Origin of the sequence: Pusillimonas sp. (genome assembly GCF_029263785.1) — a bacterium.
Classification (GTDB): domain Bacteria; phylum Pseudomonadota; class Gammaproteobacteria; order Burkholderiales; family Burkholderiaceae_B; genus Pusillimonas.
Genome location: NZ_JAJUFE010000007.1, coordinates 71,929 through 88,250, shown reverse-complemented (window position 1 = coordinate 88,250; position 16,322 = coordinate 71,929). Strand labels below are relative to the sequence as shown.

At 58.1% G+C, this 16,322-nt stretch carries 16 protein-coding genes; all 16 read left to right on the top strand.

Annotated features, from left to right (window positions below; all coding sequences use genetic code 11):
- Positions 1-423: 423 nt before the first annotated feature.
- The 16 genes from rpsB to Q1J88_RS03880 all read left to right on the top strand — a co-directional run bounded on the left by rpsB (position 424) and on the right by Q1J88_RS03880 (position 16,040).
- Positions 424-1,176, top strand: a complete 753-nt coding sequence (gene rpsB / locus Q1J88_RS03955) for a 30S ribosomal protein S2 (RefSeq protein ID WP_301116215.1) — start codon at positions 424-426, stop codon at positions 1,174-1,176.
- A gap of 207 nt (positions 1,177-1,383) precedes the next feature.
- A complete protein-coding gene (gene tsf / locus Q1J88_RS03950) occupies positions 1,384-2,259 on the top strand; it encodes a translation elongation factor Ts (RefSeq protein WP_301116212.1) in 876 nt (291 codons plus the stop codon).
- 178 nt (positions 2,260-2,437) lie between these two features.
- Positions 2,438-3,154, top strand: a complete 717-nt coding sequence (pyrH, locus tag Q1J88_RS03945; RefSeq protein WP_301116210.1) for a UMP kinase — start codon at positions 2,438-2,440, stop codon at positions 3,152-3,154.
- A gap of 14 nt (positions 3,155-3,168) precedes the next feature.
- Positions 3,169-3,729, top strand: coding sequence for a ribosome recycling factor (frr, locus tag Q1J88_RS03940; protein ID WP_301116208.1), 561 nt, complete (start codon positions 3,169-3,171; stop codon positions 3,727-3,729).
- A gap of 25 nt (positions 3,730-3,754) precedes the next feature.
- Positions 3,755-4,516, top strand: a complete 762-nt coding sequence (gene uppS / locus Q1J88_RS03935) for a polyprenyl diphosphate synthase (protein ID WP_301116206.1) — start codon at positions 3,755-3,757, stop codon at positions 4,514-4,516.
- A 12-nt stretch (positions 4,517-4,528) separates the two neighbouring features.
- Positions 4,529-5,392: a phosphatidate cytidylyltransferase gene (locus Q1J88_RS03930; protein WP_301116204.1), complete on the top strand. Its 864-nt coding sequence runs from the start codon at positions 4,529-4,531 to the stop codon at positions 5,390-5,392.
- The gene (gene ispC, locus Q1J88_RS03925; RefSeq protein ID WP_301116202.1) at positions 5,389-6,582 is read left to right on the top strand and encodes a 1-deoxy-D-xylulose-5-phosphate reductoisomerase; all 1,194 of its coding nucleotides are present in this window, start codon (positions 5,389-5,391) and stop codon (positions 6,580-6,582) included. The genes Q1J88_RS03930 and ispC overlap by 4 nt, the downstream gene beginning before the upstream one ends.
- Positions 6,583-6,605: 23 nt before the next feature.
- Positions 6,606-7,937 carry an RIP metalloprotease RseP gene (rseP, locus tag Q1J88_RS03920; protein ID WP_301116200.1) on the top strand — a complete coding sequence of 444 codons (1,332 nt, stop codon included), beginning with the start codon at positions 6,606-6,608 and terminating at the stop codon, positions 7,935-7,937.
- Positions 7,938-8,015: 78 nt separating this feature from the next.
- On the top strand, positions 8,016-10,361 hold the full coding sequence (bamA, locus tag Q1J88_RS03915; RefSeq protein WP_301116198.1) for an outer membrane protein assembly factor BamA: 2,346 nt from the start codon (positions 8,016-8,018) through the stop codon (positions 10,359-10,361).
- A gap of 64 nt (positions 10,362-10,425) precedes the next feature.
- Positions 10,426-11,001 carry an OmpH family outer membrane protein gene (locus tag Q1J88_RS03910; protein ID WP_301116196.1) on the top strand — a complete coding sequence of 192 codons (576 nt, stop codon included), beginning with the start codon at positions 10,426-10,428 and terminating at the stop codon, positions 10,999-11,001.
- Positions 11,002-11,006: 5 nt separating this feature from the next.
- Entirely contained in the window at positions 11,007-12,101 is a 1,095-nt protein-coding gene (gene lpxD / locus Q1J88_RS03905) for a UDP-3-O-(3-hydroxymyristoyl)glucosamine N-acyltransferase (protein WP_301116195.1), read from the top strand.
- 41 nt (positions 12,102-12,142) lie between these two features.
- Positions 12,143-12,595, top strand: a complete 453-nt coding sequence (gene fabZ / locus Q1J88_RS03900) for a 3-hydroxyacyl-ACP dehydratase FabZ (protein WP_301116194.1) — start codon at positions 12,143-12,145, stop codon at positions 12,593-12,595.
- Positions 12,595-13,389, top strand: coding sequence for an acyl-ACP--UDP-N-acetylglucosamine O-acyltransferase (gene lpxA, locus Q1J88_RS03895; protein WP_301116193.1), 795 nt, complete (start codon positions 12,595-12,597; stop codon positions 13,387-13,389). Before fabZ ends, lpxA begins: the two co-directional genes overlap by 1 nt.
- The gene (lpxB, locus tag Q1J88_RS03890; RefSeq protein WP_301116192.1) at positions 13,386-14,564 is read left to right on the top strand and encodes a lipid-A-disaccharide synthase; all 1,179 of its coding nucleotides are present in this window, start codon (positions 13,386-13,388) and stop codon (positions 14,562-14,564) included. Before lpxA ends, lpxB begins: the two co-directional genes overlap by 4 nt.
- A gap of 18 nt (positions 14,565-14,582) precedes the next feature.
- Positions 14,583-15,254, top strand: a complete 672-nt coding sequence (gene rnhB / locus Q1J88_RS03885) for a ribonuclease HII (RefSeq protein ID WP_301116191.1) — start codon at positions 14,583-14,585, stop codon at positions 15,252-15,254.
- 9 nt (positions 15,255-15,263) lie between these two features.
- The gene (locus Q1J88_RS03880; RefSeq protein ID WP_301116190.1) at positions 15,264-16,040 is read left to right on the top strand and encodes an RNA methyltransferase; all 777 of its coding nucleotides are present in this window, start codon (positions 15,264-15,266) and stop codon (positions 16,038-16,040) included.
- The last annotated feature ends 282 nt before the right edge of the window (positions 16,041-16,322 follow it).

The window sequence follows — 16,322 nt, the reverse complement described above, 5'->3', positions numbered from 1 at the left end:
GTAACGAGGGGGATCATATCAACTTGAACTGTATAACTTAAAGATAGTAGAATTATAGGCTTTCTTTGATTTTGCGCTTTAGCCCTTTACTTAGAGCCTTTACTTAGGGTCTTGATCCTTTTGCTTAGCTTAAAAGACTTGCGGTTTAAAGGCTGAAGGCTAAAAAGGCTTAAGGCTAAAAAGGCTTAAGGCTAAAAGGAAAGCTTAAGGGCGAAAGCTTAAGGGCTTTACCTTTACTTAGGGCGTCGAACGTTTTGAAGCAGTATAGAAGCCGTTTTGAAGCAGTTCTGAAGCGCCAACCCTTTGCCATGATGGCAAAAGCTATTGTGGCAAAAATCGCGTGCGCGGCGACACAAGGGTGTCCGGAATAATTCAATACCCGGATGCACGACCGCGTACAAGACCTAACCCTCGGAGAACATTATGTCCTTGATGCGAGAAATGCTGGAAGCCGGTGTCCATTTTGGTCACCAGACACGTTACTGGAATCCCAAGATGGCACCGTACATCTTTGGCCAGCGTAACAAAATTCATATCATCAACCTCGAACACACTGTCGTCAAATTCCAGGAAGCTGCCAAGTTCATGCGCCAGCTGGCTGCTCGTGGCGGTACCGTCCTGTTTGTGGGCACCAAGCGCGCTGCTCGCGAAGTCATCGCCGAAGAAGCTGCACGTTGCGGCATGCCGTATGTGGACAGCCGTTGGCTGGGTGGCATGATGACCAACTTCAAGACCGTAAAAAGCTCGGTCAAGCGTCTGAAGGAAATGGAAGCTCAGCAGGCCGAAGGCGCCACCGAGCACATGACCAAGAAAGAAGCGCTGATGTTCGAACGTGAGCTCGACAAGCTTAATAAGTCCATCGGCGGCATCAAGGACATGAACAATCTGCCCGACGCCTTGTTCGTGGTCGACGTCGGCTATCACAAGATCGCCGTAGCCGAAGCCCGGTCGCTGGGTATTCCCGTTGTGGCCGTGGTTGATACCAACCATTCGCCCGAAGGCATCGAGCATGTCATTCCGGGTAACGATGACTCGGGCAAGGCTATCGCTCTGTACGTCAAGGGTATGGCCGACGCTGTACTCGAAGGTCGCAATCAGGCCCTTAACGGTCTGGTTGAAGAGATCGCCGAAGGCGACGAAGAGTTCGTCGAAGTTCAGGACGATAGCGAAGAGTAATTCTTTGCCTGGGCGCACGACTTGCGCCCGTTTCCAGCCGTCCCGTCTGCCCGAAGGGTGGTGGGGCGGTGGTCGACGCAGATTGGCTTGTGCTGTTCGGCTCGGTCGCTCCTGATGCGCGCCGCTATCTGGCGCCCTGGTGGCCGTAGTGCTTGTCTGCCCCCGCCCCGGCGTGCCGGGGTCCGTTTCAAAGAACAGGAGATTACTGTGGCTCAAATTACCGCCTCGATGGTCAAAGAACTGCGCGAGAAAACCGACGCGCCCATGATGGAATGCAAGAAAGCGTTGGCAGAAGCCGACGGCGACATGGCGCGTGCCGAAGAGCTGCTCCGTGTCAAGCTGGGCAGCAAGGCCAGCAAGGCTGCCAGCCGCGTTACCGCAGAAGGCCTCATCGGGCTGCACATTGCTGCCGACGGCAAGCAGGGCGCAGTTGTTGAAGTCAACTGCGAGACCGATTTCGTTGCCAAGAATGACGATTTCATCAACTTTGTCGCGCAGGTTGCCGAGCTGGTTGCAGACAAGAATCCTGCTGACGTGGCTGCGTTGTCCGAACTGCCGTTTGCTGACGGTACAGTCGAAAGCACTCGTTCGGCCCTGGTTGGCAAGATTGGTGAAAACATCTCGATCCGTCGCTTCGAGCGCTTCGAAACCGCCAACAAGCTTGCCAGCTACGTGCACGGTGGCCGTATCGGCGTATTGGTCGAATTCGACGGAGCCGACGAAGTCGGTAAAGACCTTGCCATGCATATTGCTGCCACCAAGCCACGCGCTTTGGACGCAGCCGGCGTGCCGGCCGAGCTGATCGAGGCCGAACGCTCGGTCGCTGCGCAGAAGGCGGCCGAATCCGGCAAGCCTGCCGAGATCGTCGAGAAAATGGTCGAGGGCTCGGTGCAGAAGTACCTCAAGGAAGTCACGCTGCTTTCGCAGCCCTTCGTCAAGAACGATAAGCAGAGCGTTCAGCAGATGCTCAAGGAAAACAACGCCTCGATCAAGCGTTTCAGCTTGTTTGTCGTGGGCGAAGGCATCGAGAAGAAGTCCGAGGATTTCGCCGCTGAAGTCGCGGCAGCCGCGGGCAACAGCTAATCCTTTTTTGGCCTGATCGCGCGGGCGTGCGCTCCTGGAGCGCCGCCCGCGCGCCACGCTGGGCGCAGGTTTCATGCCTCGCCAGACGCCCGGCGGCTTCTCGTTGTTTAATTTTGGCGCATTCGGTCGCTAATCTGGCATACACTTTCGTTGGAACGTCTTCTCGGGATTGCCTTCTATGACCACCAGATCATACAAACGTGTTCTTCTCAAACTTTCCGGCGAGGCGCTGATGGGAGAAGACGCTTTTGGGATCAATCGAAGTACCATTCTTCGCATGACCGAAGAAATTGCCGAAGTAGCCGCGTTGGGGGTGGAACTGGCAATTGTCATCGGCGGAGGCAATATCTTTCGTGGCGTCGCGCCAGGTGCCCAGGGCATGGACCGTGCCACGGCTGATTATATGGGCATGATGGCCACGGTCATGAACGCGCTTGCCCTGCAGGATGCACTCAAGCATCGTGGCGTCGATACACGTGTTCAGTCCGCCCTAAACCTCGATCAGGTTGTCGAACCCTATATCCGGCCCAAGGCGCTACGTTATCTCGAAGAAGGTAAAGTGGTGGTTTTTGCTGCTGGTACAGGTAATCCATTCTTCACCACCGATACTGCCGCCGCCCTGCGGGGTGCCGAAATCGGTGCCGAGATTGTTCTGAAGGCAACCAAGGTAGACGGTATTTATACTGCCGATCCCAACAAGGACCCTTCAGCAACGCGCTACGCACGCATCAGCTTCGATGAAGTCATCGTGCGCCGACTTGAAGTTATGGACGCCACGGCATTTGCGCTGTGCCGCGACCAGAAGTTGCCGATCAAGGTGTTTTCCATCAACAAGCCTGGCGCCTTGCGGCGCGTGGTGCTTGGCGAGGACGAGGGCACCCTGGTCCACGTTTGATAAAGGAAAAAGAAATGAGCACATCCGAGGTCAGGAAGTCCGCCGAAGGCCGTATGGCAAAAAGCCTGGACGCACTTAAGACCAGTTTGGCCAAGATCCGCACGGGCCGTGCCCATGCCGGCATTCTCGATCATGTGCAGGTCGAGTATTACGGCTCGCCGGTACCGGTGGGTCAGGTCGCTAACGTCAACGTGATCGACGCACGCACCCTGAGCGTGCAACCTTATGAAAAGAACATGGTTGGTCCGATCGAAAAGGCGATTCGTGATTCCGACCTTGGTCTGAACCCGGTTTCGATGGGCGACAATATTCGCGTTCCGATGCCGCCCCTTACCGAAGAGCGTCGCCGCGACCTTACCAAGGTGGTTCGCGCCGAGGGCGAGGACGCCAAGGTCGCCGTGCGTAACGTTCGCCGCGATGCCAATGACAGTCTCAAAAAGATGGTCAAGGACAAAGAGATTTCCGAAGACGAAGAACGTCGCACACAGGATGACATCCAGAAACTTACCGACAAATACGTCGGCGAGATTGACAAACTGATCGCTCAGAAAGAAGCCGAGATCATGACCGTTTAAGACGCGGGCCTGATCGTTCAACACTATGTTTACCAGTTCAACCGTTTCCATCCCTGAAAGTTCCGAAGTGCCACGTCATCTGGCCATCATCATGGATGGGAACGGGCGCTGGGCCACGCGGCGGATGTTGCCGCGGACAGCGGGACACGCCCGTGGCGTACAGGCTGTACGGCGTGTCGTTGAAGCCTGTGGCCGCCGCGGGGTCAAATACCTGACCCTTTTTGCGTTCAGCTCCGAGAACTGGCGCCGTCCCCAGGAAGAAGTCTCGCTCTTGATGCGCCTGTTTGTGCAGACCCTGGAAAAAGAGGTCGTCAAGCTCGAGCAGCAGGGGGTACGATTGCGGGTGGTGGGTGATCTTTCCGCCTTCGAACCTCATTTGCGCGATCTCATCCAGGCTGCTGAAGAGCGCACCCGTGGCAACGACCTCCTGCATCTGACCATCGCGGCCAACTATGGCGGCCGCTGGGATATCCTTCAGGCCATGCGAGCCCTGCTGCGCGAGCGTCCCGATCTGGCAGACTCGCCCGAATCCCTGGTGGAACAAGATCTGGCAAAGCATTTGTCGATGGCATGGGCCCCCGAGCCCGACTTGTTCATCCGCACTGGTGGCGAGCAGCGCATTTCCAATTTCCTCGTTTGGCAGCTGGCTTATACCGAGCTGTATTTCACCGAAGATTACTGGCCCGAATTCGGAGCGAAAGAACTTGATGCGGCTTTCAAGTGGTATCGCACGCGAGAACGTCGTTTTGGGCGGACCAGCGAGCAGCTCGCCGACAAGACCAGATAAGGAGTCTTTGCCATGCTGGCGCAACGTGTGATCACCGCAGTAGTACTTTTGGCGGTTCTATTGGGTGCGCTGGCTGTCCCCAATCCCTGGCCTCTTGTTGCGCTGCTGACTCTGGCTGCCGCCTGCGCACTTTGGGAGTGGTTGAGGCTTACGGTTAGCTCCGGCAACGAAACCATCGCGGTCATCATTGCCGTGGTATTGGGTGGCGTCATGCTTTTTTGCGCCACGGGCTGGATTCAGGGCGGCCTGTCCACACAGTGGGCGTCGTGGGTCAGTTATGTCAGCACCAGTTGGCTTACGCCCGTGGTTGTGTTGATCTGGATCGTTGCCGCCACCGCGCTTGTTGTTCAAGGGCGCACTGATGCCCCCGCAGCAAGTAGTGCCCTGCGCATTTTTGCCATATTCGCCGTGTGGACCGCATGGGCGGCATTGGTACAGTTTTATCTTGTCTTTGGCGCGTGGTTCCTGGTTTCCCTGATGGCAATAATCTGGTTTGCCGATATCGGCGCCTATTTTGCGGGCAAAGCCTTCGGACGAAGAAAACTGGCGCCGCGAGTCAGCCCCGGGAAAAGCTGGGAAGGGGCCATCGCCGGTGTCGTAGCTGCGGTCGTCTGGGTCGCAGTCTCGAGTCAATGGCCCGGCAGCTTCGGTGCCGTGCTTGTGCAGGGCTGGTCAATGGCCGGTGCCATGGTGTTCGCCGCCTTGCTGGCTGCACTTTCCATCATTGGCGATCTGTTTGAATCCCTGTTGAAGCGCCGTGCCGGCCGCAAGGATTCCAGTGCGCTCTTGCCCGGACATGGCGGTGTCTATGACCGCATCGACGCCTTGTTGCCGGTGGCGCCTGCCGCCTTTTTGCTGGTGAGTCTGGCAGCATGAAGCCTCAGCGTCTTTGCATATTGGGATCTACCGGTTCCATTGGTTGCAGCACATTGGATGTTGTATCGCGCCATGCCGATACCCTGCAGGTTCATGCCCTGACCGCCCACAGCAGAATGGAGCAGCTTGCACAGCAGGCGATGTCGAGCGGGGCGCGTGTCGTCGCCGTGCCGGATGACGCAGCCCGTCAGCGTTTTCTTGCCGCCTGGCCGGCGCAGCGACCGGCCCCCGAGATACGGGTGGGTGCCCAGGCACTTGAGGCATGTGCCGCCGACCCCGACGTGGATACCGTCATGGCGGCCATTGTGGGTGCAGCCGGTTTGCCGTCGGCGCTGGCCGCCGCGCGTGCGGGCAAACGAGTGCTGCTGGCGAACAAAGAGGCGCTTGTGGCCGCCGGCAGCCTTTTCATGGCTGCCGTGCGACAAAACGGTGCAGAGTTACTGCCCATCGACAGCGAACATAACGCCATTTTCCAGTGTCTGCCCCATGCGGGGGCCACCTTGTCGTCGGCAATGCCGGCTCGGGGGGTGCGACGCCTCTTGCTGACAGCATCGGGGGGGCCGTTCCGAACGGTAGACATTGCAAGCCTTGAGGGTGTCACGCCGGAACAAGCCTGCGCGCATCCGAACTGGAGCATGGGGCGCAAGATTTCTGTGGACTCTGCCACCATGCTGAACAAAGGCCTGGAAGTCATCGAGGCACACTGGCTGTTTTCCATGCCGCCGGAGCAGATTCAGGTGGTCATCCATCCGCAAAGCATGATCCACTCGATGGTTGAATACGAAGACGGATCGATTCTTGCACAGCTGGGCCAGCCAGACATGCGGACTCCCATCGCATATGGCCTGGGTTTCCCTGATCGCATCGAAAGCGGAGTGGGTCCGCTGGATCTGGCCATGATCGGCCGGCTCGACTTCGAGCCGCCTGATTTTCGTCGTTTTCCGTGCTTGAAATTGTCGTTTCAGGCACTTGAGGCCGGCCAGGAAGCGTGTATCGTATTGAATGCCGCCAACGAAATTGCCGTCGAGCATTTCTTGAACAACCGTATTCCATTTACCGGCATCGCGCGGGTCATCGAAGAGTGTCTGGATCGCATGTCCGGATCGGCGGCCCGTTCCCCCGATTCGCTCGAGGCGGTACTGGAACTGGACGCAAGTGCGCGCCAGCACGCACAGCAGCTTTGTCAATAACTTAAAGGCGAAACACACCCATCATGCTTTTTACTCTGGTCGCCTTCATCATCGCACTGGGGTTGCTCATTACGTTTCACGAACTCGGGCACTACTGGGTCGCTCGTCGCTGTGGCGTCAGGGTGCTTCGTTTTTCGATAGGGTTCGGGCGGGTTCTGTTCAGGCGCACAGACCGTCAAGGTACCGAATGGGCGTTATCTGCCATCCCTCTGGGCGGCTATGTAAAGATGCTCGATGAGCCCCAGCGGGCCGACGCATCCGATGCATCCGAAGCGTTCAACCGGCAACCAGTGGCCAGGCGCTTCGCTATCGTGGCTGCAGGCCCCGTGGCGAACCTGCTGCTGGCAGCAGTTCTATATGCAATATTGAACCTGGTGGGAACGCAGGAGCCGGCAGCGGTTCTGGCTGCACCGCCATCGGGAACGCCTGCAGCGGCTGCCGGCATACAGGCCGGCGATCGAATTGTCGGCGTCAATGGCACATCGGTTCGGTCGTGGGGCGAGGCTCGGTGGGAACTTCTCGACTCACTGACATCGGGTGGATCGATCGCGCTGCGGGTGGAAGACGAGGCGGGAGTCGGGCGTGACCATACGCTGGTGGTGGAAGCCCTGGCCATCGAGCCGGATTCGGCCGACCTCATGAAAGAGGCAGGGCTTGCGTTGGCGACGCCGCGGCCAATGGTTCGTGAAATCGTGGCCGGCGGCGCTGCCCAGCTGGCGGGTCTTCAGCCCGGTGATGTCATTCTGGCCGCGGGGCCCTTGTACGAACCTTCTGCTGCCGAGTTTGTTGAATTCGTTCAGGGCAGGGCCAATGAGCCCGTCTCCCTGACGGTTCTTCGGTCGGAAACACCTGTGACGGTCGAGTTGGTGCCACAAGAACAGGTCGATGCGTCTGGCCAGAAGGTAGGACGCATTGGTGTGATGCTGGGCGCCGACTTTCCTATGGTCAACGTGCGATACGGTCCGGTCGAAAGCGTTTCGCGCGGCGTGGCACGAACCATTGATACCGTATGGTTCTCGCTGAAGATGATGGGTCGGATGATCACCGGCGATGTCTCGGTACGCAATATCAGCGGGCCCGTCACCATTGCCGATTACGCCGGCCAGACCGCACGCATTGGGCTTGCCGCCTATATCGGATTTCTGGCCCTGATCAGTGTTAGTATCGGCGTGTTGAATTTGCTCCCGATTCCCATGCTGGATGGCGGCCATCTCATGTATTACATCATCGAAATGTTACGAGGCAAGCCGCTGCCGGATGCATGGCTGGAAACCGGGCAAAGGGTTGGTCTAGGGCTGCTCGCTGCCCTGATGGGACTCGCGTTCTTTAATGATTTCACCCGACTTTTCAGTTAGTGAGTGCTCAGATCCGCACATTGGGCGGGTTCTGCCTTACAATCTTTCCCCAATTTGATCTACTAAGGATCCACCAGGATGTCGTTTCGTCGGAAAACAAAATATAGCCGTCGTGTCTTGCCGCTGATCCTGGCGGCCTGCCTGTCGCCAACCCTGGCGAGCGCCTTCACGCCCTTCGTCGTGCAAGATATTCGTGTAAACGGAATCCAGCGTGTAGATGCGGGGGCCGTGTTCAGTTACCTGCCGGTCAAGGTTGGTGAGCAATTTACCGAAGAGCAGGCCAGCGAAGCGATTCAAAGGCTGTATGCCACAGGGTTCTTTAGCGACGTCAGCATCGATACCGACAACAACGTCCTGGTCATCAATGTCAAAGAACGTCCCACCATTGCCTCGGTCACGTTCAATGGCATGCGCGAATTCGATGCCGAAGCGCTCAACAAGTCGCTTGCTTCCGTGGGGTTTGGTCCGGGCCGTGTGTTCGATCAGGCAATGCTCGAGCGCGCCGAATTCGAGCTCAAGCAGCAGTACCTGGCCAAGGGCAAGTATGGTGTCGAGATCAACCCCATCATTACCCCCTTGCCTCGCAACCGGGTCGGTATCAGTTTTGACATTTTTGAAGGCGACCTGGCCAAGATCAAGGAAATCAACTTCGTGGGTAACGAAGCCTTTTCGTCGGGTCGGCTGCGCGATGAGCTCGAGCTGACCACTTCGGGCTTCATGACCTGGTACACCGGTACTGACAAATACTCGCGAGAAAAGCTCGAAGGCGATATCGAGCGCATTCGTTCGTTCTATCTCGACCGTGGCTACCTGGAGTTTTCGTCCGAACCGCCACAGGTATCTATTTCCCCTGATCGCACGGGCATTTTCATCACGTTTACCGTGCACGAAGGCGAACCCTATACGGTGCGCAGCGTGAAGCTCGCCGGCGAGCTTCTTGGGCTTGATGAAGAACTGCGCAAACTGATCAAGGTCAAGGAGGGCGCTACCTTCTCGGCCGCGACCACTAACGAAACTGCCAAAGCCATTACCGATTATCTGGGCACCCTGGGTTATGCATTTGCGAACGTAAACCCCAATCCGGTGCTTGATCGCGATGCCCACGAAGCCGACCTTACATTCTATGTTGACCCAGGCCGTCGCGTTTACGTGCGCCGTATCCAGATTGGTGGAAACACGCGTACGCGTGACGAGGTCATCCGTCGTGAAATGCGCCAGATGGAGGCGTCGTGGTACGACGCCAACGACATCAAGATGTCGCGAGATCGTATCGACCGCCTGGGCTACTTCAACGAGGTCAACGTCGAGACCGAGCCCGTGCCTGGCTCGCCGGATCAGGTCGACATCAACGTCGACGTCAAGGAAAAGCCCACCGGCATGATCAACCTGGGTGTGGGCTATGGCTCGACCGACAAGGTGATCCTGTCGGCCGGTATCAGCCAGGACAATATCTTCGGTAGCGGCAACAGTTTGTCGCTGCAGGTCAACACCAGCAAGACCAACCGTTCAGCGGTCATCGCCCATACCGATCCCTACTGGACGATTGACGGCATCAGCAAGACCACATCGCTGTACTATCGGCGCACCACACCGTACCAGATCCGTTCATCCAGCGATTTTGGTGAAGGTGATTACCGCGTCACAGCACTGGGCGGCGGCTTGAACTTTGGCGTGCCAATTTCGGAATACGACCGCATCTTTACCGGTGTGACGTTCGAACGCAACCAGCTCGATCTTTACAACGCGCCTCAGGCCTATACGGACTATGTCAACGAATACGGCCGTACCACCAACGCGGTCATCTTCAACGTAGGCTGGGCCAAAGACACCCGCGATAGCGCCATTGCACCCAACAGGGGCAGTTACAGCCGTCTGGCTGCCGACTTCTCTACCATGGACCTGCGCTATTACATGTTCCACGCGCAGCATCAGCATTATTTCCCGCTGGGTCGCAGCTTTACGCTTGCCTTCAATGGTCAGGTCGACTGGGGCAGAACGTATGGCGGCAAGGCGTTCCCGGTCATCAAGAACGTATATGCCGGCGGCATCGGTTCGGTTCGGGGCTACGAGGGCGCCTCGCTTGGCCCACGCGATACCCGCACCGGCGACTACCTTGGTGGTGCACGCCGCATTGTCGGTAACGTCCAGCTGTACCTGCCGTTCCCCGGTGCTACCCGCGACCGTACATTGCGTTGGTTCCTGTTTACCGATGTGGGCCAGGTCGCTGCGGGTTCCGGCATGACGTGTATGGACGGCTTCCAGCATCATGTGCAAGACCCATGCGGCTGGCGTTATTCGGCTGGTGTAGGTTTGTCCTGGCAGTCACCGATGGGACCGCTTGAACTTTCCTTTGGCCGGGCACTCAATGCCAAGGAGGGCGACGACAAACAGGCCTTCCAGTTCCAGATCGGAACGGGTTTCTAATGTTCCTCTTTTAATGGCACAATTAGTCTTTTATTCATACTGCTCCTTCGCAAGGTAGATTTTCATGAAGTCTGATTTCACATTGAAGCTTTCTGCTGTAGCCGGCCGTTTTGCCAGCCGTATTGCAGCAGGCAACCGCGCCTTGGTGTTGGCGGCTGCGTTGGGCGCAGTGTCTGTGGTGGGCGCGCCTGCAGTACAGGCTCAAACACAACCCACAAAAATTGGTTTTGTCAGTACCGAACGCATCTTGCGCGACTCAAAGCCTGCCAAGGCGGCACAGGCAAAAATCGAGTCCGAATTCAAGCGGCGTGATGAAGAGCTGCAATCGCTGGCCAACAACCTGCGAAATCAGGCTCAAAAATACGATAAGGACGCACCTGTGCTCTCCGAGTCAGAGCGCATCAAGCGTCAACGTCAATTGGCTGACCTTGACTCCGACCTCCAACGCAAGCGTCGCGAATTTCAAGAAGATTTCAATCGTCGCCGTAACGAAGAGTTCTCCGCCATTGTTGAAAAGGCCGACGCCGCCATCAAGCAGATCGCCGAACAACAAGGCTACGACCTTATCATCCAGGATGCGGTCACTGTCAGTCCACGTGTAGACATTACCGACCAGGTCATGAAAGCCCTTGGCGGCTAATAAACATGCCGGTATTGTTAGCGCCAGAAGCGGCGCCTACGTTGCCCGGGCTGTTGCAGGCAGCCAACCTTACCGGCCTGGATACTCGCATCGTCGAATCCGACCAGCCCATGCCCCGTATCCAGGGCCTGGGCTCTTTACTTAGCGCAGGGCCAAGCGAGATCAGCTTTCTGGCGAATCCACGCCTTCAGGACCAACTGAAGCATTGTCGCGCGGCCGCGGTCATCCTGACTCCCGAAGCCTGGGAATCCCTCGAAGCTAAGCCGGTGCCATTCAGGGTCGTGCTTTGCAGTCAGCCGTATCTGATGTACGCCTTGCTGGCTCAGTGGTTTGACCAGCACCGTATCCAGGGTCTGCCCAAAGGAATTCATCCCACTGCGGTCATTGCAGAGTCTGCCCAGATAGCCGAGGGCGTCAGCATTGGTCCGTACTGTGTGATTGAAGACGGCGCCAGCATTGGCAAGGGCACGCGTATCGGGCCGGGTTGCGTTGTGGGGGCAGGTTCTTCTATCGGATCTGACGGTCTTTTGCACGCCAGAGTCACGCTGTACCACGGTGTACATATTGGCGATCGGGCCATCTTGCACAGTGGCGCGGTGCTGGGCGCAGACGGATTCGGCTTTGCGCCGCATCCGGGTAGCGAACCGGGTGCCTGGGCTAAAATCGCCCAGTTGGGTGGCGTATCCGTGGGGAATGATGTCGAGATTGGTGCCAACACCACCATCGATCGTGGCGCACTCGAAGATACGGTCATCGCCGACGGAGTCAAACTCGATAACCAGATCATGGTGGCGCATAACGTGCGTATCGGAAAGCACACCGCCATGGCGGCGTGTGTAGGTATTGCGGGTTCCACTACTATCGGCGCGCGCTGCACCATAGGTGGTGCTTCCATGATTTCGGGGCATATCGTGCTGGGCGACGATGTCCACGTCTCGGGCGGTACGGCCATCACTTCAAATATCGACAAGCCAGGACGCTACACGGGAGTCTATCCTTTTGATGAGCATGCCGGCTGGCAGCGCAACGCGGCGGCGCTGGGGCAACTGTCGCAACTCAGGCGACGCTTGAGAGCCCTCGAAAAACAAGATAGCAATTGACAAAGGCGCATGCGCGAATGACGCCGGTAGGATAGAAACAAATGGAACTGAACATCAAAGAAATCATGGAACGGCTGCCGCATCGCTATCCGATGCTGTTGATCGACCGAGTCATTGAAATGGAGGCCGGCAAAAGCATTGTCGCCATCAAGAACGTTTCAATGAACGAACCGTTCTTCGAGGGGCACTTCCCGCATCATCCTGTCATGCCTGGCGTCCTGATCATAGAAGCCATGGCTCAGGCCGCTGCACTTTTCTCTTTCGAGGGCGATTCCACGGTCAATCCCGCCGATCGCAAGATCGCCTACTACCTGGTTGGTGTAGATGGCGCAAGGTTCCGCAGGCCAGTAGTGCCGGGCGACCAGTTGCGACTCGAAGTTTCCGCCGATCGCCTGAGCCGTACCATGTGCAAGTACAGTGCTCGAGCCACTGTTGATGGCCAGGAAGTGGCGGCAGCGAAGCTGATGTGCGCCATTCGCGCGCTGGAGGATTGATGACCGGGCGTATCCATCCCACCGCCATTATCGCGCCGGAGGCCGAACTGGCTGAAGACGTTACCGTCGGTGCGTACAGCATCGTGGGGCCCGGCGTGCGCATCGGGGCGGGAACACAGGTTGGACCGCATTGCATCATCGATGGGCACACCACCATAGGCAGGGACAACGTTTTCTACCGGTTTTGTTCGATTGGTGGAATGCCTCAGGACAAAAAGTACAACGGCGAGCCCACCAAGCTCGAGATCGGTGACGGGAACATGGTACGCGAGTACGTCACGATCAACACGGGCACAGCACAAGACGTTGGCGTGACTCGCGTAGGTAACGACAACTGGATCATGGCGTACGTGCATATTGCGCACGACTGCCAGGTTGCCAGTCATACAGTCATTGCCAACAATGTTCAGTTGGCCGGACATATTCATATCGACGACTGGGCAATTCTTGGCGGTTCGACGGCAGTTCATCAGTTTGTGCGTATTGGTGCCCATTGCATGATTGGCGGCACAAGTTCCATCCGGCAGGATATTCCTCCCTACGTGATCGGGGCGGGGGATCCCTTTCGTCCGGTGGGGGTCAACAGCGAAGGCCTGAGTCGACGCGGTTTCAGCCCGGAATCCATTTCAGCACTGAAAGAAGCCTACAAAATTCTTTATCGGCGCAATCTCAAGATCGAAGAGGCGGCTGAACAGATCAGCGCCCTGCAGGCACAGAAGCCGGAATCCAGGGATGCCTTGCAGGTCATGGTCGATTTTCTCAATGCTTCGACTCGAGGCATCGCCCGGGCATGAGTCCGCGTATCGCCATGGTGGCCGGTGAGCCCTCAGGCGACCTCTTGGCGGCGCGAGTGATGCGTGGCCTGAGCGAACTGGCTCCGGGTAGTGTCTGCGAAGGGATTGGCGGACCGGCAATGGCCGGGCAAGGCCTGAACATGTGGCACTCGATGGATGCCCTGACTGTTTTTGGCTACGTCGACGCCCTGAAGCGACTCCCCGGCCTGTTGCGAACTTACGGTGACGTCAAGCGACGCTGGATGCGCGACAAGCCCGATGTGTTTGTGGGTATTGACGCACCCGACTTCAATCTTCGACTTGAGCAACAGTTGCGGGACGCCGGCGTTCCCACTGTGCATTTCGTCGGGCCTTCCATCTGGGCCTGGCGCTACGAGCGCATTCACAAGATTCGATCGGCGGTGTCCCACATGCTGGTGCTGTTTCCGTTTGAAGAGGCTCTGTATCAGAGCGAAGGGGTGCCGGTAACGTATGTGGGCCACCCACTGGCTCAAATCATCCCCATGGTCCCTGACCGGGACGGCGTACGCGGCCAGCTGGGTTTGCATCCTGGCGAGCGTGTGCTGGCCGTCATGCCGGGTAGCCGGGCATCGGAAATCAAGCTCTTGGCGCCCCGGTTTTTGCAGGCGGTCCGTTTGCTTCGCCAGCAGGAACCGCAGCTGCGAATACTGGTTCCCATGGTGAATGCGCAACGGCGCGCTCAGTTTGAAGCCATTTTGCGCGAGTATCCGGTAGACGGACTACTGATGCTTGACAAGGCGGTGTCGGGATCAAGGCCGGCAGCTTGGGATGCGCTGGAAGCTGCTGACGCGGTTCTGGTGGCCAGCGGCACTGCGACCCTGGAGGCGGCGCTGTTCAAGCGACCGATGGTGATTTCTTATGTGCTGTCTGCGGCGATGCGGCGTATCATGGCCTGGAAGTCGGGACAGTCGCGTCCGCTGGTACCGTGGGTCGGGCTTCCCAATGTGCTTCTGAACGATTTCGCGGTACCGGAGCTGCTGCAAGACGATGCCACCCCCGAGAAACTCGCTGCGGCAACCTGGAAGTCGTTGACTGACGCGGATTACGCCAGACAGACAGCGGCTCGCTTTACCGAGATGCATAAGACGCTGCTGCGCGACACGCCGGGCTTGGCGGCCCAGGCAATTCTGAACGAGGCGCTGCGTAATGTTTAGCTTGTCAATAAGGTGGAGATGAGCACGGTGCAGACTGACATGTTCGGCGACATGCCCCCAATCCTGCATCTGGCAGGCATAGATGAAGCAGGGCGCGGACCTCTGGCCGGTCCGGTTTATGCTGCGGCGGTAATTCTCGATCCGACCCGTCCTGTCAAGGGGCTGGACGATTCCAAGAAACTGTGTGCACAGCGGCGTGAGGAACTCGCAGCCCTGATACGTGAACGGTCGCTGGCGTGGTGCATTGCAAGTGCAAGTGTTCACGAGATCGACACGCTCAATATTTTGCAGGCGACGATGCTGGCCATGCGCCGCGCCTGCGCGGGATTGTCCATCAAACCCGTGCAGGCGCTGGTGGACGGCAATATGGTGCCCAAAGGACTGGCTTGCTCGGCTCAGGCGGTGGTGCAGGGTGACGCGCTGGTGCCGGCTATATCGGCGGCGTCGATTCTCGCCAAGACTGCGCGCGATGCGGATTGCCTGCAACTGCATGAACAGTACCCGCAATATGAGTTTGATCGTCACAAGGGCTACGCCACGGCGATTCACCTGGAAAGGCTCAGGGCGCACGGTCCATGCCCCGCACATCGTCGCAGTTTCGCACCCGTCAGGCATTGCTCGGCTCAAGACGTCGAGGGCCAGGTTGCCCAGGTGCATGTCACGCATCTGGTGTTTGAACAAAGCACGTAGGAGCCGACGGTGAAGCAGATCACGTCGCGCGAGAATCCTCGCTTCAAGCAATTCGCGCGTCTGGCGACGGGACGACGCAAGGATCAGACGCTTCTCGAAGGCGTTCACCTGTGCCAGGAATGGCTGCGACATCGGGGTTTGCCTGTCTATGCCCTGTTCGATCTGGAACGTTTGCAGCGTGACCCGCAAGTGGCCGAGCTGCTCGATCGCTTGCCTTCGGATCGGGTGGCGGGCTGTGAGCCGTCGCTGGCCCGGCGACTTTCTCAGGTGCCGGAAAACCAGGGGGTGTATTTTCTGGTCGAGGTTCGGGATCCGAAGCTGCCAGCGCAGATTGGCGGCATGAGTCTCTGGCTGGACCGGGTCCAGGATCCGGGTAACCTGGGAACCTTGTTGCGCACTGCAGCCGCTGCGGGAATCGATCAGGCGTTTCTTTCCAGGGGCTGTGCGGGAGCCTGGACTCCCAAGGTGCTTCGCAGTGGGCAGGGTGCGCATTTTGTGATGGGCCTGTACGAGGATCTTGATCTTCTGGCGTTGCGACAGAAGCTGGTTGTACCCTTGATTGCCACGGCGCTGGATGATGCGGTGTCGCTGTACGAGGTGGCGTTGCCGGTGGAGTGTGCCTGGCTGATGGGTAATGAAGGGCAGGGTGTCTCGGCGGATCTGCTGAAACTGGCGGATCGGCGTGTTTTCATTCCTCAGGTGCGGGAAGTGGAGTCGCTGAATGTGGCGGCTGCGGCGGCGGTTTGCTTGTTTGAGCATCGGCGGCAGCGGTTACTGGCGCTCTAGTACGGCTCGTGCCTGGATGCGTGCTTGCGGCTCTCACTGGCAGTGGTGCAGGGGGGTTCTAAAGCGCCGCTGAAGGCAAGCACGGGCTCGTCAAACGCATCCCGCAGCCCTTCGGGCTACTCGTTTCCTTGCGGCCAGAGCAGGCGGCGGCAGAACTCAACCTCAGCGCTACGCGCTTCGGGATTCGGACAGGCTGTCGCCGACTTCCCCCGCTCTGACCGCAAGGAAACGGTGCGGTATGAACGTTCGCCGCACCCGTGCTTGCCTCCAACGGCTTACATT

Coding starts and splice junctions, on each gene's coding strand:
- rpsB (WP_301116215.1), top strand. CDS start 424: ATGTCCTTGATGCGAGAAATGCTGGAAGCCGGTGTCCATTTTGGTCAC.
- pyrH (WP_301116210.1), top strand. CDS start 2,438: ATGACCACCAGATCATACAAACGTGTTCTTCTCAAACTTTCCGGCGAG.
- frr (WP_301116208.1), top strand. CDS start 3,169: ATGAGCACATCCGAGGTCAGGAAGTCCGCCGAAGGCCGTATGGCAAAA.
- uppS (WP_301116206.1), top strand. CDS start 3,755: ATGTTTACCAGTTCAACCGTTTCCATCCCTGAAAGTTCCGAAGTGCCA.
- Q1J88_RS03930 (WP_301116204.1), top strand. CDS start 4,529: ATGCTGGCGCAACGTGTGATCACCGCAGTAGTACTTTTGGCGGTTCTA.
- ispC (WP_301116202.1), top strand. CDS start 5,389: ATGAAGCCTCAGCGTCTTTGCATATTGGGATCTACCGGTTCCATTGGT.
- rseP (WP_301116200.1), top strand. CDS start 6,606: ATGCTTTTTACTCTGGTCGCCTTCATCATCGCACTGGGGTTGCTCATT.
- bamA (WP_301116198.1), top strand. CDS start 8,016: ATGTCGTTTCGTCGGAAAACAAAATATAGCCGTCGTGTCTTGCCGCTG.
- Q1J88_RS03910 (WP_301116196.1), top strand. CDS start 10,426: ATGAAGTCTGATTTCACATTGAAGCTTTCTGCTGTAGCCGGCCGTTTT.
- lpxD (WP_301116195.1), top strand. CDS start 11,007: ATGCCGGTATTGTTAGCGCCAGAAGCGGCGCCTACGTTGCCCGGGCTG.
- fabZ (WP_301116194.1), top strand. CDS start 12,143: ATGGAACTGAACATCAAAGAAATCATGGAACGGCTGCCGCATCGCTAT.
- lpxA (WP_301116193.1), top strand. CDS start 12,595: ATGACCGGGCGTATCCATCCCACCGCCATTATCGCGCCGGAGGCCGAA.
- lpxB (WP_301116192.1), top strand. CDS start 13,386: ATGAGTCCGCGTATCGCCATGGTGGCCGGTGAGCCCTCAGGCGACCTC.
- rnhB (WP_301116191.1), top strand. CDS start 14,583: ATGAGCACGGTGCAGACTGACATGTTCGGCGACATGCCCCCAATCCTG.